13 protein-coding genes are annotated in these 17,596 nt (G+C 49.8%); 11 read left to right on the top strand and 2 right to left on the bottom strand.

Features of this window, described 5'->3' with window-relative positions:
* Positions 1 to 9 precede the first annotated feature (9 nt).
* The 5 genes from murC (at position 10) to lpxC (ending at position 5,953) form a co-directional block, all read left to right on the top strand.
* Positions 10 to 1,470 carry a UDP-N-acetylmuramate--L-alanine ligase gene (murC, locus tag ACF8PK_RS20050; protein ID WP_014205751.1) on the top strand — a complete coding sequence of 487 codons (1,461 nt, stop codon included), beginning with the start codon at positions 10 to 12 and terminating at the stop codon, positions 1,468 to 1,470.
* A gap of 182 nt (positions 1,471 to 1,652) precedes the next feature.
* On the top strand, positions 1,653 to 2,435 hold the full coding sequence (locus tag ACF8PK_RS20045; protein ID WP_038150565.1) for a cell division protein FtsQ/DivIB: 783 nt from the start codon (positions 1,653 to 1,655) through the stop codon (positions 2,433 to 2,435).
* Entirely contained in the window at positions 2,428 to 3,690 is a 1,263-nt protein-coding gene (ftsA, locus tag ACF8PK_RS20040) for a cell division protein FtsA (protein ID WP_004723757.1), read from the top strand. The genes ACF8PK_RS20045 and ftsA overlap by 8 nt, the downstream gene beginning before the upstream one ends.
* 30 nt (positions 3,691 to 3,720) lie before the next feature.
* Entirely contained in the window at positions 3,721 to 4,938 is a 1,218-nt protein-coding gene (ftsZ, locus tag ACF8PK_RS20035) for a cell division protein FtsZ (protein ID WP_004723755.1), read from the top strand.
* A 97-nt stretch (positions 4,939 to 5,035) separates the two neighbouring features.
* Positions 5,036 to 5,953: a UDP-3-O-acyl-N-acetylglucosamine deacetylase gene (gene lpxC / locus ACF8PK_RS20030; RefSeq protein ID WP_014205749.1), complete on the top strand. Its 918-nt coding sequence runs from the start codon at positions 5,036 to 5,038 to the stop codon at positions 5,951 to 5,953.
* A gap of 49 nt (positions 5,954 to 6,002) precedes the next feature.
* Here lpxC and ACF8PK_RS20025 read toward each other — a convergent pair whose 3' ends face one another.
* Positions 6,003 to 6,461 (bottom strand): DUF721 domain-containing protein, encoded by a 459-nt coding sequence (locus ACF8PK_RS20025; RefSeq protein WP_038150650.1) that lies wholly within the window; start codon positions 6,459 to 6,461, stop codon positions 6,003 to 6,005.
* Positions 6,462 to 6,825: 364 nt separating this feature from the next.
* Between ACF8PK_RS20025 and secA the strand changes: the two genes are divergently transcribed.
* From secA to carB, 5 genes are all read left to right on the top strand, one after another.
* Positions 6,826 to 9,540, top strand: a complete 2,715-nt coding sequence (secA, locus tag ACF8PK_RS20020) for a preprotein translocase subunit SecA (RefSeq protein WP_392443257.1) — start codon at positions 6,826 to 6,828, stop codon at positions 9,538 to 9,540.
* A gap of 116 nt (positions 9,541 to 9,656) precedes the next feature.
* Entirely contained in the window at positions 9,657 to 10,055 is a 399-nt protein-coding gene (gene mutT, locus ACF8PK_RS20015; protein ID WP_004724115.1) for an 8-oxo-dGTP diphosphatase MutT, read from the top strand.
* Between the two features lie 94 nt (positions 10,056 to 10,149).
* Positions 10,150 to 10,959 (top strand): 4-hydroxy-tetrahydrodipicolinate reductase, encoded by an 810-nt coding sequence (gene dapB, locus ACF8PK_RS20010; RefSeq protein WP_004724117.1) that lies wholly within the window; start codon positions 10,150 to 10,152, stop codon positions 10,957 to 10,959.
* A 481-nt stretch (positions 10,960 to 11,440) separates the two neighbouring features.
* The gene (gene carA / locus ACF8PK_RS20005; protein ID WP_055465897.1) at positions 11,441 to 12,580 is read left to right on the top strand and encodes a glutamine-hydrolyzing carbamoyl-phosphate synthase small subunit; all 1,140 of its coding nucleotides are present in this window, start codon (positions 11,441 to 11,443) and stop codon (positions 12,578 to 12,580) included.
* A 16-nt stretch (positions 12,581 to 12,596) separates the two neighbouring features.
* Complete coding sequence (carB, locus tag ACF8PK_RS20000; protein ID WP_004724121.1) at positions 12,597 to 15,827, top strand: carbamoyl-phosphate synthase large subunit; 3,231 nt, start codon at positions 12,597 to 12,599, stop codon at positions 15,825 to 15,827.
* 106 nt (positions 15,828 to 15,933) lie between these two features.
* Here the strand turns inward: carB and ACF8PK_RS19995 are convergent, their stop codons facing one another.
* Positions 15,934 to 16,827: a LysR family transcriptional regulator gene (locus tag ACF8PK_RS19995; RefSeq protein ID WP_392443253.1), complete on the bottom strand. Its 894-nt coding sequence runs from the start codon at positions 16,825 to 16,827 to the stop codon at positions 15,934 to 15,936.
* Between the two features lie 98 nt (positions 16,828 to 16,925).
* Here ACF8PK_RS19995 and ACF8PK_RS19990 point away from each other — a divergent pair, with 98 nt between their 5' ends.
* The gene (locus ACF8PK_RS19990) at positions 16,926 to 17,423 is read left to right on the top strand and encodes a phenolic acid decarboxylase (RefSeq protein ID WP_199244825.1); all 498 of its coding nucleotides are present in this window, start codon (positions 16,926 to 16,928) and stop codon (positions 17,421 to 17,423) included.
* The last annotated feature ends 173 nt before the right edge of the window (positions 17,424 to 17,596 follow it).

Here is a 17,596-nt window from a genome sequence, read left to right as displayed (position 1 = left end):
AACCACTTTATGACGATCAAACACACACAAGATTTAGCACAAATTCGCGCCGTGGTACCGGAAATGCGCCGCGTGAAATGCATTCACTTCATCGGAATTGGTGGGGCGGGCATGAGCGGGATCGCGGAAGTGTTACTCAACGAAGGTTACCAAATTACCGGGTCTGATATTGCGTCGAATGCAGTGACCGAGCGTCTAACTGATAAAGGGGCGACGGTGTATATCGGCCACTCGGCATCAAACGTCGCGCAGGCGAGCGTGGTTGTGGTGTCTACCGCAATCAACGAAGAGAACCCAGAAATCAAAGCCGCGCGTGAAAAACGAATTCCGGTGGTGCGCCGTGCAGAGATGCTGGCCGAACTGATGCGTTTTCGCCACGGCATTGCTGTTGCGGGGACGCACGGTAAAACCACCACGACAGCCTTGGTGACCCAAATTTATTCTGAGGCAGGCTTAGATCCAACATTTGTTAATGGTGGCTTGGTGAAAAGCGCTGGCACCAATGCGCGTTTGGGCTCGAGCCGCATTTTGATTGCCGAAGCCGATGAAAGCGATGCGTCGTTTTTGCACCTTCAACCGATGGCGACGATTGTCACGAACATCGAAGCGGATCACATGGACACCTACGGCGGTGATTTTGAAACGCTGAAACAGACATTTGTCGATTTTCTACATAATCTGCCTTTTTATGGTCAGGCGATTTTGTGCGTTGACGATCCGGTGGTGCGTGAACTCATTCCGCGTATCAGCCGCCACGTGATCACCTACGGTTTCTCTGAAGATGCCGATGTTCGCATCGAGAATTATCGTCAGGAAGGGCAACAAGGTAAATTTACGGTCGTACGCCAAGGGCGCGCGAATCTCGATATCACCTTGAACATTCCGGGGCGCCATAATGCGCTCAATGCGTCGGCGGCCATTGCGGTTGCCACCGAAGATGACATTCACGATGACGTCATTTTGCGTGCGATGGCGAATACGCAAGGCACGGGACGTCGTTTCGATCATCTGGGCGAGTTTGACACCGGCAATGGCGACGTGATGCTGGTCGACGATTACGGCCACCACCCAACCGAAGTGGGCGTGACCATTGCCGCCGCGCGCAATGGCTGGGCGGACAAACGGTTGGTCATGATCTTCCAACCACACCGTTATACGCGAACTCGTGATCTGTACGATGACTTTGCGAACGTTCTGGAGCAAGTGGATGTGTTGCTGATGTTGGATGTGTATTCGGCGGGTGAGAAGCCCATTGCCGGTGCTGATGGCCGCTCGCTGTGCCGTACCATTCGCAGCCGAGGCAAGCTGGATCCGATTTTTGTGCCAGATAGCAAGACCTTACCGTCAGTTTTAGCCAATGTCCTACAAGATGGTGACCTGGTGCTGACGCAAGGTGCGGGCGATATCGGCAAAGTAGCAAGAGAATTGGCTGCGTTCGAGCTGAACATTGAGCGTATGCAAAATGCGTAATCGCGTTGCATTCCTGTGTCTCATGGTGAATTAAGTCTGTTTGAATACCGAATTTCTGTATTTGAGTATTTGATACTTTTTAACACCTCAGTATAATCCAAAGGTTAAAGTCAGTGCTTTTGCCTCTATTGCGAAATGAAATAGGGAAACAATTTGCCAGTCGCCAACAGGATCAACGGACTTTGATAAACAGCGTGTTAGCCGAAGGCCGTCGAATATCCAGTTCACCACTAGTCAAACAGCATGCCGTTGGAGGCAGCTTTTTCCTGGTGGTGTTGTTGTTGATTGGTTTTTTGTTGTATTCGACGATCAGTTGGATGTGGGATGAGCAGCGTCTGCCACTCTCTAAAATCGTTTTGCAAGGTGACTTACAATACGTGTCAACGCGGGATGTTCAGCGTTCGTTTGCTCGCTTAGAGCACATCGGCACCTTTATGTCTCAGGATATCGATGCGCTGCAAAGCAGTGTGCAGTCCATTCCTTGGGTTGCACATGCATCCATTCGGAAACAGTGGCCTGACACGATAAAAGTGTTCTTAACGGAGCACCAAGTGCAGGCGATTTGGAATGGCAATGCCTTACTTGATGACGATGGCATCGTTTTTGACGGTGATATCGGCGTGGTGAAAGGCGAGCACGTGAAGTTGTATGGCCCAGATGGCAGTGCTCCGGAAGTGTTAAACGTCTGGCGAGAATATAACGCACAGTTTCAGAACATCGGTCGTAACATCTCGTCGTTACTGCTGAATGAGCGTCGTGCCTGGCAGATTATTCTGGATAACGGCATTCGCTTGGAACTGGGTAAAGAGTCGTTGGACGAACGGATAGCACGGTTTTTTCTACTGTATAAGCAGTTGGGCAATGACGCTGATAAAGTCAGCTACATTGACCTCAGATACGATACAGGCGCCGCAGTAGGTTGGATCTCAGAACAAGAGTTAGCACAAGAGAATAAAGATGACTAAAACTGCTAATGACAACATCATTGTTGGTCTGGATATCGGCACCGCCACCGTATCAGCTTTAGTGGGAGAAGTTCTCCCAGACGGTCAGATAAACATTATCGGTGCGGGCACCAGTCCTTCCCGAGGCATGGATAAAGGTGGCGTGAACGATCTGGAATCGGTTGTGAAATCGGTTCAGCGTGCCATTGACCAAGCAGAATTGATGGCGGAATGCCAAATCAGCAATGTGTTTCTGTCGATTTCCGGCCGTCACATTGCGAGCCGAATTGAAAAAGGTATGGGAACTATTTCCGATGAAGAAGTGTCGCAAGACGACATGGATCGGGCGATTCATACCGCAAAATCAATCAAAATTGGTGAAGAGCAGCGAATTTTGCATGTGATTCCTCAAGAATTTACGATTGATTATCAAGAAGGCATTAAAAATCCTTTAGGATTATCAGGTGTGCGAATGGAAGTCAGCGTACATTTGATTACTTGCCACAACGATATGGCAAGAAACATCATTAAAGCCGTAGAACGTTGCGGATTAAAAGTTGAACAGTTAGTGTATTCAGGGTTGGCGGCAAGTAATGCCGTGATCACTGAAGATGAGCGCGAACTTGGTGTGTGCGTGATCGATATTGGTGCAGGGACAATGGATATTGCCGTCTGGACTGGTGGCGCACTGCGACATACCGAAGTCTTCTCTTATGCGGGCAATGCCGTCACCAGTGACATCGCGTTTGCTTTCGGAACTCCCGTGAGCGACGCCGAAGAGATCAAAGTGAAATATGGCTGCGCGCTGAGTGAGTTAGTAAGCAAGGATGATACGGTTAATGTTCCGAGTGTGGGTGGGCGCCCATCACGCAGTTTGCAACGACAAACCTTGTCGGAAGTGATTGAGCCTCGCTACACTGAGTTAATGGGGCTGGTGAATCAGACCATTGACTCGGTACAGGAAACACTGCGTAAAGACGGCATCAAGCACCACTTGGCTGCCGGCATTGTCTTAACGGGCGGTGCAGCGCAGATTGAAGGATTAGTTGAGTGTGCGGAGCGTGTGTTCCGCAACCAAGTCAGAGTTGGCAAACCTCTTGAGGTGAGTGGCCTGACGGATTACGTTAAAGAGCCGTATCATTCTACGGCAGTTGGTTTACTTCATTACGCAAGAGACAGTCAAATTAACGACGATACTGAATATCAAGAGCCAAAGCGCCAATCAATGTCGGGCTTATTGGGTCGTTTGCGTAACTGGATACAAAAAGAGTTTTAACCTGAGTTGCAGGAAAAACGGAGATAACACATGTTTGAACCGATGATGGAAATGTCTGACGATGCTGTAATTAAAGTCGTTGGGGTTGGTGGTGGCGGCGGTAACGCCGTAGAACACATGGTGCGTGAATCCATCGAAGGCGTGGAATTCATCAGTATCAATACAGATGCGCAAGCACTTCGTAAAACCAGCGTAAGCACAGTCATTCAAATCGGCGGTGATATTACTAAAGGTTTAGGTGCGGGTGCGAATCCGCAAGTTGGACGTGACGCAGCTCTCGAAGATAAAGATCGAATTAAAGAAGTGCTGATGGGTGCCGATATGGTATTTGTCGCCGCTGGTATGGGTGGTGGTACCGGTACTGGTGCTGCTCCTGTGATTGCGGAAGTGGCTAAAGAACTCGGTATCCTGACGGTTGCTGTTGTCACTAAGCCATTCAGCTTCGAAGGTAAAAAACGTCTTTCGTTTGCGGAACAAGGTATTGAAGAGCTGTCGAAACATGTCGACTCTTTGATCACCATCCCGAACGAAAAACTGCTGAAAGTACTGGGTCGTGGTATCACTTTGCTTGAAGCCTTTGCCAGCGCGAACGACGTGCTTAAGAACGCAGTACAAGGTATCGCAGAACTGATTACTCGTCCGGGCATGATCAACGTCGACTTTGCAGACGTACGTACGGTGATGTCGGAAATGGGTCACGCCATGATGGGTAGCGGTGTTGCGAAAGGTGAAGACCGTGCTGAAGAAGCGGCAGAAATGGCGATTTCAAGTCCACTTTTGGAAGACATCGACCTCGCTGGCGCTCGCGGCGTACTGGTGAACATCACGGCTGGATTGGATATGCGCCTGGATGAATTCGAAACTGTCGGTAATACTGTTAAAGCGTTTGCTTCTGACAATGCGACCGTGGTGATCGGTACATCTCTGGACCCAGACATGGCAGACGAGATTCGCGTAACGGTTGTTGCAACGGGTATCGGTAACGAACGCAAACCAGATATTACGTTGGTGGCAGGCGGTAAAGCGAAGCCAGTGCAAGCAACTCAACCACAACAAACCGTTGCTCCGGCAGCCAAAGTGGAAGAGAAAGCGGCACAACCTTTGCAAGAAAGAGTTGAAGTGAAAACACAGCCGGCACCGGCCGCGTCAAGCAGCTCTTCCTCTGCAAGCCAAAGCACTGCGCCTAAGCAAGAGAAAGAGAGTGGATACCTTGACATCCCTGCTTTCTTGCGTCGTCAGGCTGATTAAGATCTCGCCACAATTTGACACTGTTCAAAATTCTGGTAGGATGTCGGTCGGTAACTTTACCGGCCGAGCTTTGTGGCATCGATTTAGAGGCAAGTAGATGATCAGACAACGTACACTGAAAGAAATAGTGAAAACAACTGGGGTGGGCCTTCACTCTGGTCGTAAGGTCACGTTAACTCTTCGCCCAGCTGCTGCAAACACTGGTATTATTTACCGTCGTACCGACGTAAACCCACCTGTGGACTTTCCAGCAGACCCAGAATCTGTACGCGACACCATGTTGTGTACCGCTCTGGTGAATGATGAAGGCATTCGCATCTCAACGGTTGAACACCTGAATGCGGCATTGGCGGGGATGGGGATCGACAACGTTATTGTTGAAGTGGATGCGCCTGAAATTCCAATTATGGATGGCAGTGCGAGCCCATTTGTATACCTGCTGCAACAAGCAGGCATCGAAACGTTGAACACTCCGAAACGTTTTATTCGTATTAAGAAACCGGTGCGTTTTGAAGATGGTGATAAGTGGGCAGAATTGCGCCCGCACAACGGCTTCAAAATGGATTTCGAAATCGAATTTAACCACCCAGCGATCGACGGCGATGAGCAACACTTGGTGTTTGATTTTTCTTCACAAGGTTTTGTGAAAGAAATCTCTCGTGCTCGTACCTTTGGTTTCATGCGTGATATTGAATACCTTCAGTCACAAAACCTGTGTCTGGGTGGTAGCTTTGATTGTGCCATCGTTTTGGATGACTACCGTATCCTGAACGAAGAAGGCCTACGCTTTGCCAACGAATTTGTGACGCATAAAGTTCTGGATGCAATTGGTGACCTATACATGTGTGGTCATGCGATTGTGGGTGAATTCTGTGCTTACAAATCAGGCCATGGTCTGAACAACCAGTTGCTGCGCGCAGTGCTGGCAGATCAAGAAGCTTGGGAATGGGCAACGTTTGAAGAAGAAGCTGGTTCGCCAGTGGCATTCGCAGAACCCAACATGGTTATCGCATAAGCGAACAGATTATTGAAAAAAGCCAGACTTCGGTCTGGCTTTTTTTATGTCACTTTTTCGCGAGTTTCGCGAGGTTCTCTAACCGCTGACGCACTTTGGGTGAGGCCCTATCGGCAATGGTCATCAACACTTGGGCGGCATGTTCTGTCAGGGGAGGGCGAGCTTTTGCCTCTTCCTGTTTTGCCGTTGAACGGGGTTGATGACGATAAAGATCCGGGTTGATCTTGATGTCAATGCTGATCAAACGACCGAATCCATGCGCGCGAAGCTGGTTGAGCAAGGATAGACGATCGTAATCGATCTTCATTTTGATCGCCGCGCTGGCTGCTTCCAAAACCAAATGACCGCCGCGAATATTGGCGGCGCGCACGTGCTGCTCGGTCCCTCGAGGAAGCAGGGTTTTGAGGAGTTGATTGAGCTGCAAAATTTCTTTGGCGTGTTCCTGCAGTTGACTGAGTCGTGATGACTCGATCAGCGCTTCGGTATTGGTGGGTCGGTGATCTCGCATAATGCTCATCGGCTGTGTGTCCTGACTCTATTCTATACACAAATCACGGCGACGAAAACGTTGATGGTGAGGCCTCGTGGGACGCAAAAGGCGGCCAATGATGCTTTTTTAATCGCTCAACATCCGGCGAAGCGCACAAAATGTTAAGCCGAATGCAAACAAACCGGATTGTTATTGGTTGTTCCATCAAAAATTCCTTAAACTAGGCGCCACTTAAATTCATTTAGTGCCTTGAAAATAAATATCACCATCACAATATCCCTAGATACATGACTTACCTCAGTATCCTTAGTTGAAATTAGGTAGAGACTTAAGGCAGTAAAAGTAGATCGGGAAGATCTAAGTAAAGAGAGATTCACAACAGATGATAACTAAGCTACTGACAAAAGTGATTGGCAGTCGCAATGACCGCACACTGCGCCGCTTGAGAAAGATTGTAAAAGAGATCAACAACTACGAGCCGGCATTTGAAGCGCTTTCTGACGAAGAACTGAAAGCCAAAACCGTTGAATTCCGTCAACGTATTGAGCAAGGCGAAACACTCGACCAACTTCTTCCAGAAGCCTTTGCAACTGTACGTGAAGCTTCGAAACGTGTGTTTGGTATGCGTCACTTCGACGTACAGCTGATCGGTGGTATGGTGCTAAACGCAGGCCAAATCGCGGAAATGCGTACGGGTGAAGGTAAAACCTTAACCGCAACTCTACCTGCTTATCTGAATGCACTGCCAGGTAAAGGGGTTCACATCGTCACGGTGAACGATTACTTGGCAAAACGCGACGCCGAAACGAACCGCGCGTTGTTTGAATTCTTGGGCATGACTGTGGGCGTGAACGTGCCAAACATGCCACCTCAAGAGAAAAAAGAGGCGTACCGCGCCGATATTCTTTACGGAACCAACAACGAGTTTGGTTTCGATTACCTACGTGACAACATGGCGTTCCGCACTGAAGATCGGGTGCAACGCGCGCGTTTCTTTGCCGTGGTCGATGAAGTGGACTCGATCCTGATCGATGAGGCGCGTACGCCGCTGATCATTTCTGGCCCGGCGGAAGACAGTTCAGAGCTGTACACTCGCATCAATACTCTGATTCCACATCTGCAAAAACAAGACAAAGAAGATTCAGAAGAGTACCGCGGTGACGGTCACTACACCGTTGACGAAAAATCCAAGCAAGTTTACCTGACGGAAACGGGTCAGGAGTTCGTCGAAGAGCTGTTGGTGAAAAACGGTCTGATGGAGGAAGGCGATACACTGTATTCACCGACCAACATCAGCTTGCTGCACCATGTGAATGCCGCGCTGCGTGCACACGTACTGTTTGAGAAAAACGTCGATTACATTGTGACGGATGATGGTGAAGTGGTCATCGTGGATGAACACACCGGCCGTACGATGCCGGGTCGTCGCTGGTCTGACGGTTTGCACCAAGCGGTGGAAGCCAAAGAAGGCGTGAAGATTCAAAACGAAAACCAAACGCTGGCATCGATCACCTTCCAGAACTACTTCCGTCTGTATGAAAAACTGTCTGGTATGACAGGGACAGCGGACACTGAAGCGTTTGAGTTCCAGTCGATCTACGGCTTGGAAACGGTGGTGATTCCAACCAACAAACCGATGATTCGTAATGATATGCCGGATGTGGTTTACCGCACCGAAGCGGAGAAATTTTCGGCGATCATTGAAGACATCAAAGAGCGCGTGGTGAAAGGCCAACCTGTGCTGGTCGGTACGGTGTCGATTGAAAAATCGGAACTGCTGTCGAACGCCCTGAAACAAGCCAAGATCAAACACAACGTTCTGAACGCCAAATTCCACGAGAAAGAAGCGGAAATCGTTGCTGAAGCGGGTAAACCAGGTTCAGTGACCATCGCAACCAACATGGCGGGTCGTGGTACGGATATCGTGCTGGGGGGCAGCTGGCAGACGAAAGTCGAAGGCCTCGACAACCCAACGCAAGAGCAAATTGACGCGATCAAAGCGGAATGGCGTCAAGTGCACGATGCCGTTTTGGAATCTGGTGGTCTACACATCATTGGTACAGAGCGTCACGAATCACGTCGTATCGATAACCAGTTGCGTGGTCGTGCGGGTCGTCAGGGGGATGCGGGTTCTTCACGTTTCTACCTGTCGATGGAAGATACGCTGCTGCGCATCTTTACCTCTGATCGCATGGCGAGTCTGATCCAAAGCGGTATGGACGAAGGTGAAGCGATTGAAAGTAAGATGCTGTCACGTTCGATCGAAAAAGCGCAACGTAAAGTCGAAGGTCGTAACTTCGATATTCGTAAGCAACTGTTGGAATACGATGATGTGGCCAACGATCAACGTAAAGTGGTGTATGAGCTGCGTGATGAGTTGATGAGCGCAGAAAACATCAGCGACATGATTGAACAAAACCGCATTGACGTGCTGACAGCTGTGATGGATGAATACATTCCACCGCAATCGCTGGAAGACATGTGGGACATTCAGGGCTTGGAAGAGCGACTGAAAAACGACTTCGATTTGCCGCTGCCAGTGCAAACTTGGCTCGACGAAGACGACAAACTTTACGAAGAAGCGCTGCGTGAACGCATTCTTGAGCAAGCGGTTACGGTCTACAAAGCGAAAGAAGAGGCGGTGGGTGAAACCGTCATGCGTAACTTTGAAAAATCGGTCATGCTGCAAACGCTGGATACGTTGTGGAAAGAACACTTGGCGGCTATGGATCACCTGCGTCAAGGTATTCACTTGCGTGGTTACGCACAGAAGAACCCGAAACAGGAGTACAAGCGCGAGTCGTTTGAATTGTTTGAGGGCCTGTTGGAGTCGCTGAAAACTGACGTGATCACCATCCTGTCAAAAGTTCGCGTCCAACAACAAGAAGAAGTGGAGCGTATGGAAGCGCAGCGCCGTGCACAAGCGGAAGAAGCTGCTCGCCACGCGCAAGCGCAACACGCCAATGCCGACGGTTCACCTGAGCAAGACGACGATCACCAGCCGATGGTGCGCGACGAGCGTAAAGTGGGTCGGAATGAACCGTGTCCATGTGGCAGCGGTAAGAAATACAAACAGTGTCACGGTAAGATCGATTGATCCCGTTACCTTGAGAGAAGAGTCGCCGCTGGCGGCTCTTTTTTTATCGCAAGTATCTGGACATTGTGTCGGCTTGCGATTAGAAACAAACAGATTTCAGTCAACAGGACCTAACTATGAAACGTATTCACATTGTGGCAGGCATTATTTTTAATCAGGACAAGTCGCAGATCTTCATCACCAAGCGTCCGGATAACCTGCATAAAGGTGGTTTCTGGGAATTTCCCGGTGGCAAAGTCGAAGCGGGCGAGTCGATTGAACAAGCGATGGCGCGCGAGCTCGACGAAGAAATTGGCATTGAAGTGACACAACAAACGCCATTTCAACATCTGGAATACGATTACCCCGAGAAGTCGCTGACGTTCGACTTCATTTTAGTGACCGATTTCAACCATCAACCCTACGGACGTGAAGGTCAGCAGGGCGAGTGGGTCAATATCGCAGATCTTGCGCACTACACCTTCCCCGAAGCCAATGTGCCGGTGCTTGAGCGCGTACTGAAAGAGTTCGCGTAAGTGCTAGCCACAGCCCTTTATAGTTGGTAGTTTAAACACACAAGTTGGACACTCCGTGCGAGAGCACGTGCGAAAAGAAAATGGAGAAGACGCAATGGTAAGAATTGCGATTGCAGGTGCGGCGGGTCGAATGGGCCGTAATCTGGTTAAAGCTGCCCACCATCACCCTAAAGCGACCGTGGGTGCAGGCTCTGAGCGCCCCGAATCATCACTGGTTGGTGTTGATGTCGGTGAACTGTGTGGCGAAGGCCGTTTTGATGTCGCGCTGGTTGATAACCTAGAACAAGCGATTGATCAATTTGATGTCATCATCGATTTTACCGCCCCCGTCAGTACACTGGCGAACATCGAACTGTGTCAAAAACACGGTAAGAAACTGGTGATCGGTACCACGGGCTTCAGCGACGCCGAACGCGTGCTGATCGATGAAGCCGCGAAAACGATGCCAATCGTCATGGCGCCAAACTACAGCGTAGGCGTCAACTTGGTCTTTAAGTTACTCGAAAAAGCGGCCAAAGTGATGGGGGATTACTGCGACATCGAGATCGTCGAAGCGCACCACCGCCATAAAGTGGATGCGCCGTCAGGCACTGCCATTGGTATGGGTGAAGCCATCGCGCATGCGATGGGCAACAAGCTCAGCGACGTTGCGGTATACGCCCGTGAAGGCATCACCGGTGAACGGACGCGTGATGAGATTGGTTTTGCGACCATTCGTGCCGGTGACATTGTGGGCGAACACACCGCCATGTTTGCCGACATCGGTGAGCGCGTGGAGATTACCCACAAAGCCACTGACCGCATGACCTTTGCGAATGGTGCGGTCAAAGCTGCGATCTGGCTTGCCGAAAAACCGGCTGGGTTTTATACCATGACCGATGTCCTCGGACTTAATGAGCTATAAATACATAATTATGCGCCGGGTAACTCCGGCGTTTCTATAAATCTCGTCCCAACCCCTCAAAAATCTATTCGTAAAATATCGCCACTTAACCCTGACTTTTGTTTGGTTTTCTCGCCGTTGGCTTGTGATTTGAAATGTAATCGATATTTTTTTAGTTTAATTTCTCAGATTATCGTTTGCCTGATTTTTAATAATGAATTTGTCTGGAAAAAATTTCCAAACTGACTGTTTTTTATTCGCGCATTCATAACTATCGTTTGAAAGTGCCTAAAACATGCAGTTTTAGTGCCTTTACGTGCTTTTTTAGTTGTAACCTACCAAAAAATAATTTTATTTTTGAACGAATGTTGACAGAAGTCACGGCGCTCATTAGAATACCGCCAATTTGTCTGAAACCCCCTAGAGCAAACTATAAACGCGAAAAGGAAGGCAAATTTGCAGTTTAATTTAATATTTTTGCATTTTTATTCTGGAGGTTGTCTTGAGTAAATCAGCACTGTTAGTCCTAGAAGATGGGACAGTGTTCCGCGGAGTGTCCATTGGTTCAGATGGTTCTTCCGTCGGTGAAGTCGTTTTTAATACCTCGATGACGGGGTACCAAGAAATCCTCACTGATCCTTCCTATTCCCAGCAAATCGTTACCCTGACTTATCCTCACATTGGCAATACCGGCACCAACGCCGAAGACGAAGAATCATCATCGATTCATGCTCAAGGCCTTGTGATTCGCGATCTTCCTCTTCTCGCTTCTAACTTCCGTAGTGAACGTTCTCTCTCCGATTACCTTCAATCACAAAACATTGTCGGCATTGCTGACATCGATACGCGTAAGCTCACTCGTATCCTGCGTGAAAAAGGTGCGCAAAATGGCTGCATCATGGCTGGTGACAATCTGGACGAAGCGTTGGCGCTGGCGAAAGCGAAAGAATTCCCTGGTTTGAAAGGGATGGATTTGGCGAAAGTGGTAACGACCAAAGAAGCGTACGAATGGAAACAAGGTTCATGGACGCTGGAAGGCGGCCTGCCTGAAGTGAAAGACGAGAGCGAACTGCCATACCACGTGGTGGCTTACGACTTCGGTGCGAAGCGTAACATCCTGCGTATGCTGGTGGACCGCGGCTGTCGCCTGACGGTGGTTCCGGCTCAAACGTCTGCAGAAGACGTATTGGCGATGAATCCGGATGGCATCTTCCTGTCAAACGGCCCGGGCGACCCAGAACCATGTACTTATGCGATTGAAGCGACCCAAACCTTCCTCGAGAAAAATATTCCGGTATTTGGTATCTGTCTTGGCCACCAAATTCTGGCGCTCGCTTCTGGCGCGAAGACGGTGAAAATGAAGTTTGGTCACCACGGTGCAAACCACCCAGTAAAAGACCTGGATCGTAATGTTGTGATGATTACCTCGCAAAACCACGGTTTTGCCGCAGATGAAGACACGTTGCCAGAGAATCTGCGTGCGACGCACAAATCTCTGTTTGATGGCTCGCTGCAAGGGATTCACCGCACGGACAAACCGGCATTCAGCTTCCAGGGCCACCCTGAAGCAAGCCCGGGTCCACACGATGCGGCTCCGCTATTCGACCACTTCATTGAACTGATTAAACAACACCGCGCTTAATTTGGAGTAGTAAACAATGCCAAAACGTACTGACATTAAAAGCATTCTTATCCTGGGTGCGGGTCCGATTGTTATCGGTCAGGCTTGTGAGTTTGACTACTCAGGCGCGCAAGCGTGTAAAGCGCTGCGTGAAGAGGGTTACCGCGTTATTCTGGTCAACTCAAACCCAGCGACCATCATGACTGACCCAGAAATGGCAGATGCGACTTACATCGAGCCAATTCATTGGGAAGTGGTCCGCAAGATCATCGAAAAAGAGCGTCCGGATGCCGTCCTACCAACCATGGGCGGTCAGACAGCACTGAACTGTGCTCTGGCGCTGGAAAAACATGGCGTACTGGCTGAATTCGGCGTGGAGATGATCGGCGCAACCGCTGACGCGATTGATAAAGCAGAAGACCGTTCACGCTTTGATAAAGCAATGAAGTCGATTGGCCTCGCGTGTCCACGTGCTGATACAGCAAAAACCATGGAAGAAGCGTACCGCGTGCTGGATATGGTGGGCTTCCCTTGTATCATCCGTCCTTCCTTTACTATGGGCGGGACCGGCGGTGGCATCGCGTACAACAAAGAAGAATTTGAAGAAATCTGTCGCCGTGGTCTGGACTTATCACCAACCAACGAACTGCTGATTGATGAATCGCTGATCGGCTGGAAAGAGTACGAAATGGAAGTGGTTCGCGATAAAGCGGACAACTGTATCATCGTATGTGCGATTGAAAACTTTGACCCAATGGGTATCCACACCGGTGACTCGATCACCGTGGCGCCAGCTCAAACGCTGACGGACAAAGAATACCAACTGATGCGTAACGCGTCTCTTGCGGTTCTGCGTGAAATCGGCGTCGAAACCGGTGGTTCGAACGTGCAGTTCGGTATCAACCCGAAAGATGGCCGCATGGTGATCATCGAGATGAACCCACGTGTATCTCGTTCTTCGGCTTTGGCTTCTAAGGCAACGGGTTTCCCAATTGCCAAAGTGGCAGCGAAACTGGCGGTTGGCTTTACCCTTGATGAGCTGATGAATGACATCACGGGCGGCGCAACACCAGCATCATTCGAACCGACGATTGACTACGTTGTGACGAAGATTCCTCGCTTTAACTTCGAGAAATTTGCTGGCGCGAACAACCGCTTGACCACGCAAATGAAGTCAGTGGGTGAAGTGATGGCCATTGGTCGTAACCAACAAGAATCGCTGCAAAAAGCACTGCGCGGTTTGGAAGTAGGCGCGACCGGTTTTGACGAAATGGTGGATTTAGACGCACCAGATGCGCTGACCAAAATTCGTTACGAACTGAAAGAAGCTGGTGCAGAGCGTATTTGGTACATCGCGGATGCATTCCGTGCTGGGATGTCGATTGATGGCATCTTCAACCTCACCAACATCGACCGTTGGTTCCTGGTTCAAATTGAAGAACTGGTGAAAATGGAAGAGCAGGTGAAGCTTGGCGGTTTTGCGGGCTTGAACGAAAACGTGCTGCGCGCCATGAAACGCAAAGGTTTCTCGGATGCTCGTCTGTCTAAACTGCTGGGCGTGTCTGAAAGCGAAATCCGCCGTCTGCGTGACCAGTTCAACATTCACCCAGTTTACAAACGCGTGGATACCTGTGCGGCAGAATTCTCTTCTGACACCGCGTACATGTACTCATCTTACGATGACGAGTGTGAAGCCAATCCAACCGATAAAGACAAAATCATGGTTCTGGGCGGTGGTCCAAACCGTATCGGTCAGGGTATCGAATTCGACTACTGCTGTGTACACGCGTCACTTGCACTGCGTGAAGACGGTTACGAAACCATCATGGTGAACTGTAACCCTGAAACCGTTTCGACCGACTACGACACGTCAGACCGTCTGTACTTCGAACCAGTGACTCTGGAAGATGTCCTGTCTATCGTGCGCGTTGAAAAGCCAAAAGGTGTCATCGTGCAATACGGCGGTCAGACGCCGCTGAAACTGGCGCGTGCGCTGGAAGCAGCAGGTGTGCCAATCATTGGGACCAGCCCTGATGCGATTGACCGTGCTGAAGACCGTGAGCGTTTCCAACAAGCGGTCGACCGTCTGGGTCTGCTACAACCACAAAACGCAACCGTGACGGCGATTGAACAAGCGATTGAAAAGTCGCGTGAAATCGGCTTCCCGCTGGTGGTTCGTCCTTCATACGTGTTGGGCGGTCGTGCGATGGAAATCGTTTATGACGAATCTGACCTGCGCCGTTACTTTAACGAAGCGGTGAGCGTATCGAACGAATCTCCGGTTCTGCTGGACCGTTTCCTAGATGACGCAACGGAAGTGGATGTGGATGCTATCTGTGACGGCGAACGCGTCGTGATTGGCGGCATCATGGAACATATCGAACAAGCCGGTGTTCACTCGGGTGACTCCGCCTGTTCGCTACCCGCTTACACGCTCAGTCAGGAAATTCAGGACAAGATGCGTGAGCAGGTTGAGAAACTGGCGATGGAATTGGGCGTTCGCGGCCTGATGAACACGCAGTTTGCGGTTAAAGACAACGAAGTTTACCTGATTGAAGTGAACCCTCGTGCTGCGCGTACCGTACCGTTTGTGTCGAAAGCGACTGGCGCGCCGCTGGCGAAAATCGCTGCGCGCGTGATGGCAGGTCAAACGCTAGAACAGCAAGGCTTTACCAAAGAAATCATTCCACCATACTACTCGGTTAAAGAAGTGGTGCTGCCATTCAACAAGTTCCCGGGTGTTGACCCGCTGCTTGGCCCTGAAATGCGCTCAACCGGTGAAGTGATGGGCGTGGGTGCCACATTTGCAGAAGCATACGCGAAAGCGGAACTGGGCTGTGGCAACGTCTACCCTGAAGGTGGCCGTGCACTGCTGTCGGTTCGCGAAGGTGACAAAGAGCGTGTGGTTGACCTGGCTTCTAAACTGGTGAAACTGGGTTACAAACTGGATGCGACGCACGGCACCGCTGTGATTCTGGGCGAAGCGGGTATTAACCCACGTCTGGTGAACAAGGTACACGAAGGTCGTCCGCACATTCTTGACCGCATCAAGAACAACGAGTACACCTACATCGTCAACACGGCAGCTGGCCGTCAGGCGATTGAAGACTCGAAAGTTCTGCGCCGCGGCGCACTGGCTGAGAAAGTGAACTACACCACGACGCTGAACGCGGCGTTTGCAACCTGTATGTCGCATACTGCCGATGCAAAAGCGAGCGTGACGTCAGTGCAAGAGCTGCACGCGCAAGTGAAAGCAAGTTTGGCGTAACACATTACGATCGGAAAGCCTTCGGCTTATCTGACAACCTCATTGCCCGCTCAAGTTGAGCGGGCTTTTTTATGCTCTGTTCTCAGCAAGCTGTGTTTTGCTCGGCTTACATCTTCTGCTGGCGTGAGCTGACGGCCGTTTTGAGCAGTTCCGCTAACGCCTGAATACAGGCATCGTGTTCGACCTTCGGATTTTTGACAGCATAGATGGAGGTGATGCGGCGGTAAGATTCATGTTCAGTAATCGGGCGAAGGGTTTGATCGCTGAGTTGTTGTTGAATCTCACTGGCTGGCAGCCAGCCACATCCAAGCTTGTTGGTGATAGCGGCAACGGCTGAGGTGATTGAGGTAAAGTACCACGACTCCTGATAATGCGTTGGGCGTTCACCCTGTTGATGGTGTTTATCCACCACTTGTATGGTGGGGTAGTCTGCCAGCTTCATTGCGCGCAGCTCCTCGCGATAGGAAAAGATCGGATGGTCACGGTGGGCAACCAGCATGACGGGCACATCCAACATTTTCTCTTTCGGCAATGCAATATCTTGACCCAAACTGATGACGTACAACTCATCCTCTTGCTGATGGATGTGGACGATGCCTTCATCTCGAACGGTCTCTTTCAAGTGAATGTGCGTGTGAGGAAACCGTTGATGGAACTGCTCAAAGGCGTCAAACAGGCAGGATTTGGGAAACAAACTATCCACCACCAAACTGATGACGGTGCGTTCGCCGTTTTTCACTGCGACTGCTTTTTCCTCTAGCAATTGCCAGTTGTCGAGCAGCACGCTTGCTTGCTCGAGCAGCACCTGACCTGATTGCGTTAACTCCAGTTTGCGTCCTTTGAGTTCCAACAGTGGAAATCCCAACTTGTCTTGCAATTGGTTGAGTTGATAGCTGACGGCGGGTTGGCTACGAAAATGCTGCTCAGCCGCCTTGGCAATGCTGCCGTGTTCGATGACGGCTCTCAGCAATGCCCATTGTTCTAGGTTGGTTTTAAACATATAAAATTATTGGATAGTTAATATCAAAATTACGCGTTTTTTAATAAAAAAATCATAGGTTATAGTGTCTGTGTTGACAAGATACAGGAGAAATTAAGATGTTTGATAAAAATGATTTGAGCGGCATCGTTGGTAAACACTTGGTGTACACTTATGACAATGGTTGGAATTACGAAGTTTACGTGAAAAACGAAACAACCATGGATTACCGTATCCACAGTGGTATCGTCGGCAATCGTTGGGTGAAATCACAACGCATCTATCTGGTGCCAGTGGCCCAAGATGTTTATAAAATTTCGTGGACAGAGCCAACCGGTACGGATGTGAGTTTGATCATCAACCTGGCTGACAACGTGTTCCACGGTACGATTTTCTTCCCACGTTGGATTATCAACGATCCGAAAAAAACCGTTTGTTTCCAAAACGATCACATTCCTCAAATGGAAGCGTACCGCGATGCCGGTCCAGCGTACCCAACTGAAGTGATCGACGAGTTCGCGACCATCACCTTCGTGCGTGATTGTGGCCGTGACAATGACGAGGTGATCAACTGTGCAGCCAGCGAGTTGCCAGCCGATTTCCCAAATAATCTGTAGTCCAACGTAAATTAAGTCCTTACGATCGACTGTCTGAACGAGCAAACCGCCGCCGAGGTGGTTTGCTCTTTTTTATTGATGAATAATTGGAATGAATTGTTTTCTTTCAATTCACTGTTATCACCGCAAAGCCAATGCTAGTTTGTGTTTTTTAGTTGTGGGTGATGTGGACG

Origin of the sequence: Vibrio sp. CJQ_6, from assembly GCF_043106745.1 — a bacterium.
Taxonomy (GTDB): Bacteria; Pseudomonadota; Gammaproteobacteria; order Enterobacterales; family Vibrionaceae; genus Vibrio; species Vibrio furnissii.
Note: the sequence above shows the minus strand (reverse complement) of the source record. Positions and strands in the feature narration are given on the sequence as shown.

Bases quoted from the DNA above. Each gene is read 5' to 3' on its own strand.
- ftsA (WP_004723757.1), top strand. From the start codon at position 2,428: ATGACTAAAACTGCTAATGACAACATCATTGTTGGTCTGGATATCGGC.
- murC (WP_014205751.1), top strand. From the start codon at position 10: ATGACGATCAAACACACACAAGATTTAGCACAAATTCGCGCCGTGGTA.
- ACF8PK_RS19995 (WP_392443253.1), bottom strand. From the start codon at position 16,827: ATGTTTAAAACCAACCTAGAACAATGGGCATTGCTGAGAGCCGTCATC.
- ftsZ (WP_004723755.1), top strand. From the start codon at position 3,721: ATGTTTGAACCGATGATGGAAATGTCTGACGATGCTGTAATTAAAGTC.
- ACF8PK_RS19990 (WP_199244825.1), top strand. From the start codon at position 16,926: ATGTTTGATAAAAATGATTTGAGCGGCATCGTTGGTAAACACTTGGTG.
- carB (WP_004724121.1), top strand. From the start codon at position 12,597: ATGCCAAAACGTACTGACATTAAAAGCATTCTTATCCTGGGTGCGGGT.
- dapB (WP_004724117.1), top strand. From the start codon at position 10,150: ATGGTAAGAATTGCGATTGCAGGTGCGGCGGGTCGAATGGGCCGTAAT.
- ACF8PK_RS20025 (WP_038150650.1), bottom strand. From the start codon at position 6,461: ATGCGAGATCACCGACCCACCAATACCGAAGCGCTGATCGAGTCATCA.
- lpxC (WP_014205749.1), top strand. From the start codon at position 5,036: ATGATCAGACAACGTACACTGAAAGAAATAGTGAAAACAACTGGGGTG.
- secA (WP_392443257.1), top strand. From the start codon at position 6,826: ATGATAACTAAGCTACTGACAAAAGTGATTGGCAGTCGCAATGACCGC.
- mutT (WP_004724115.1), top strand. From the start codon at position 9,657: ATGAAACGTATTCACATTGTGGCAGGCATTATTTTTAATCAGGACAAG.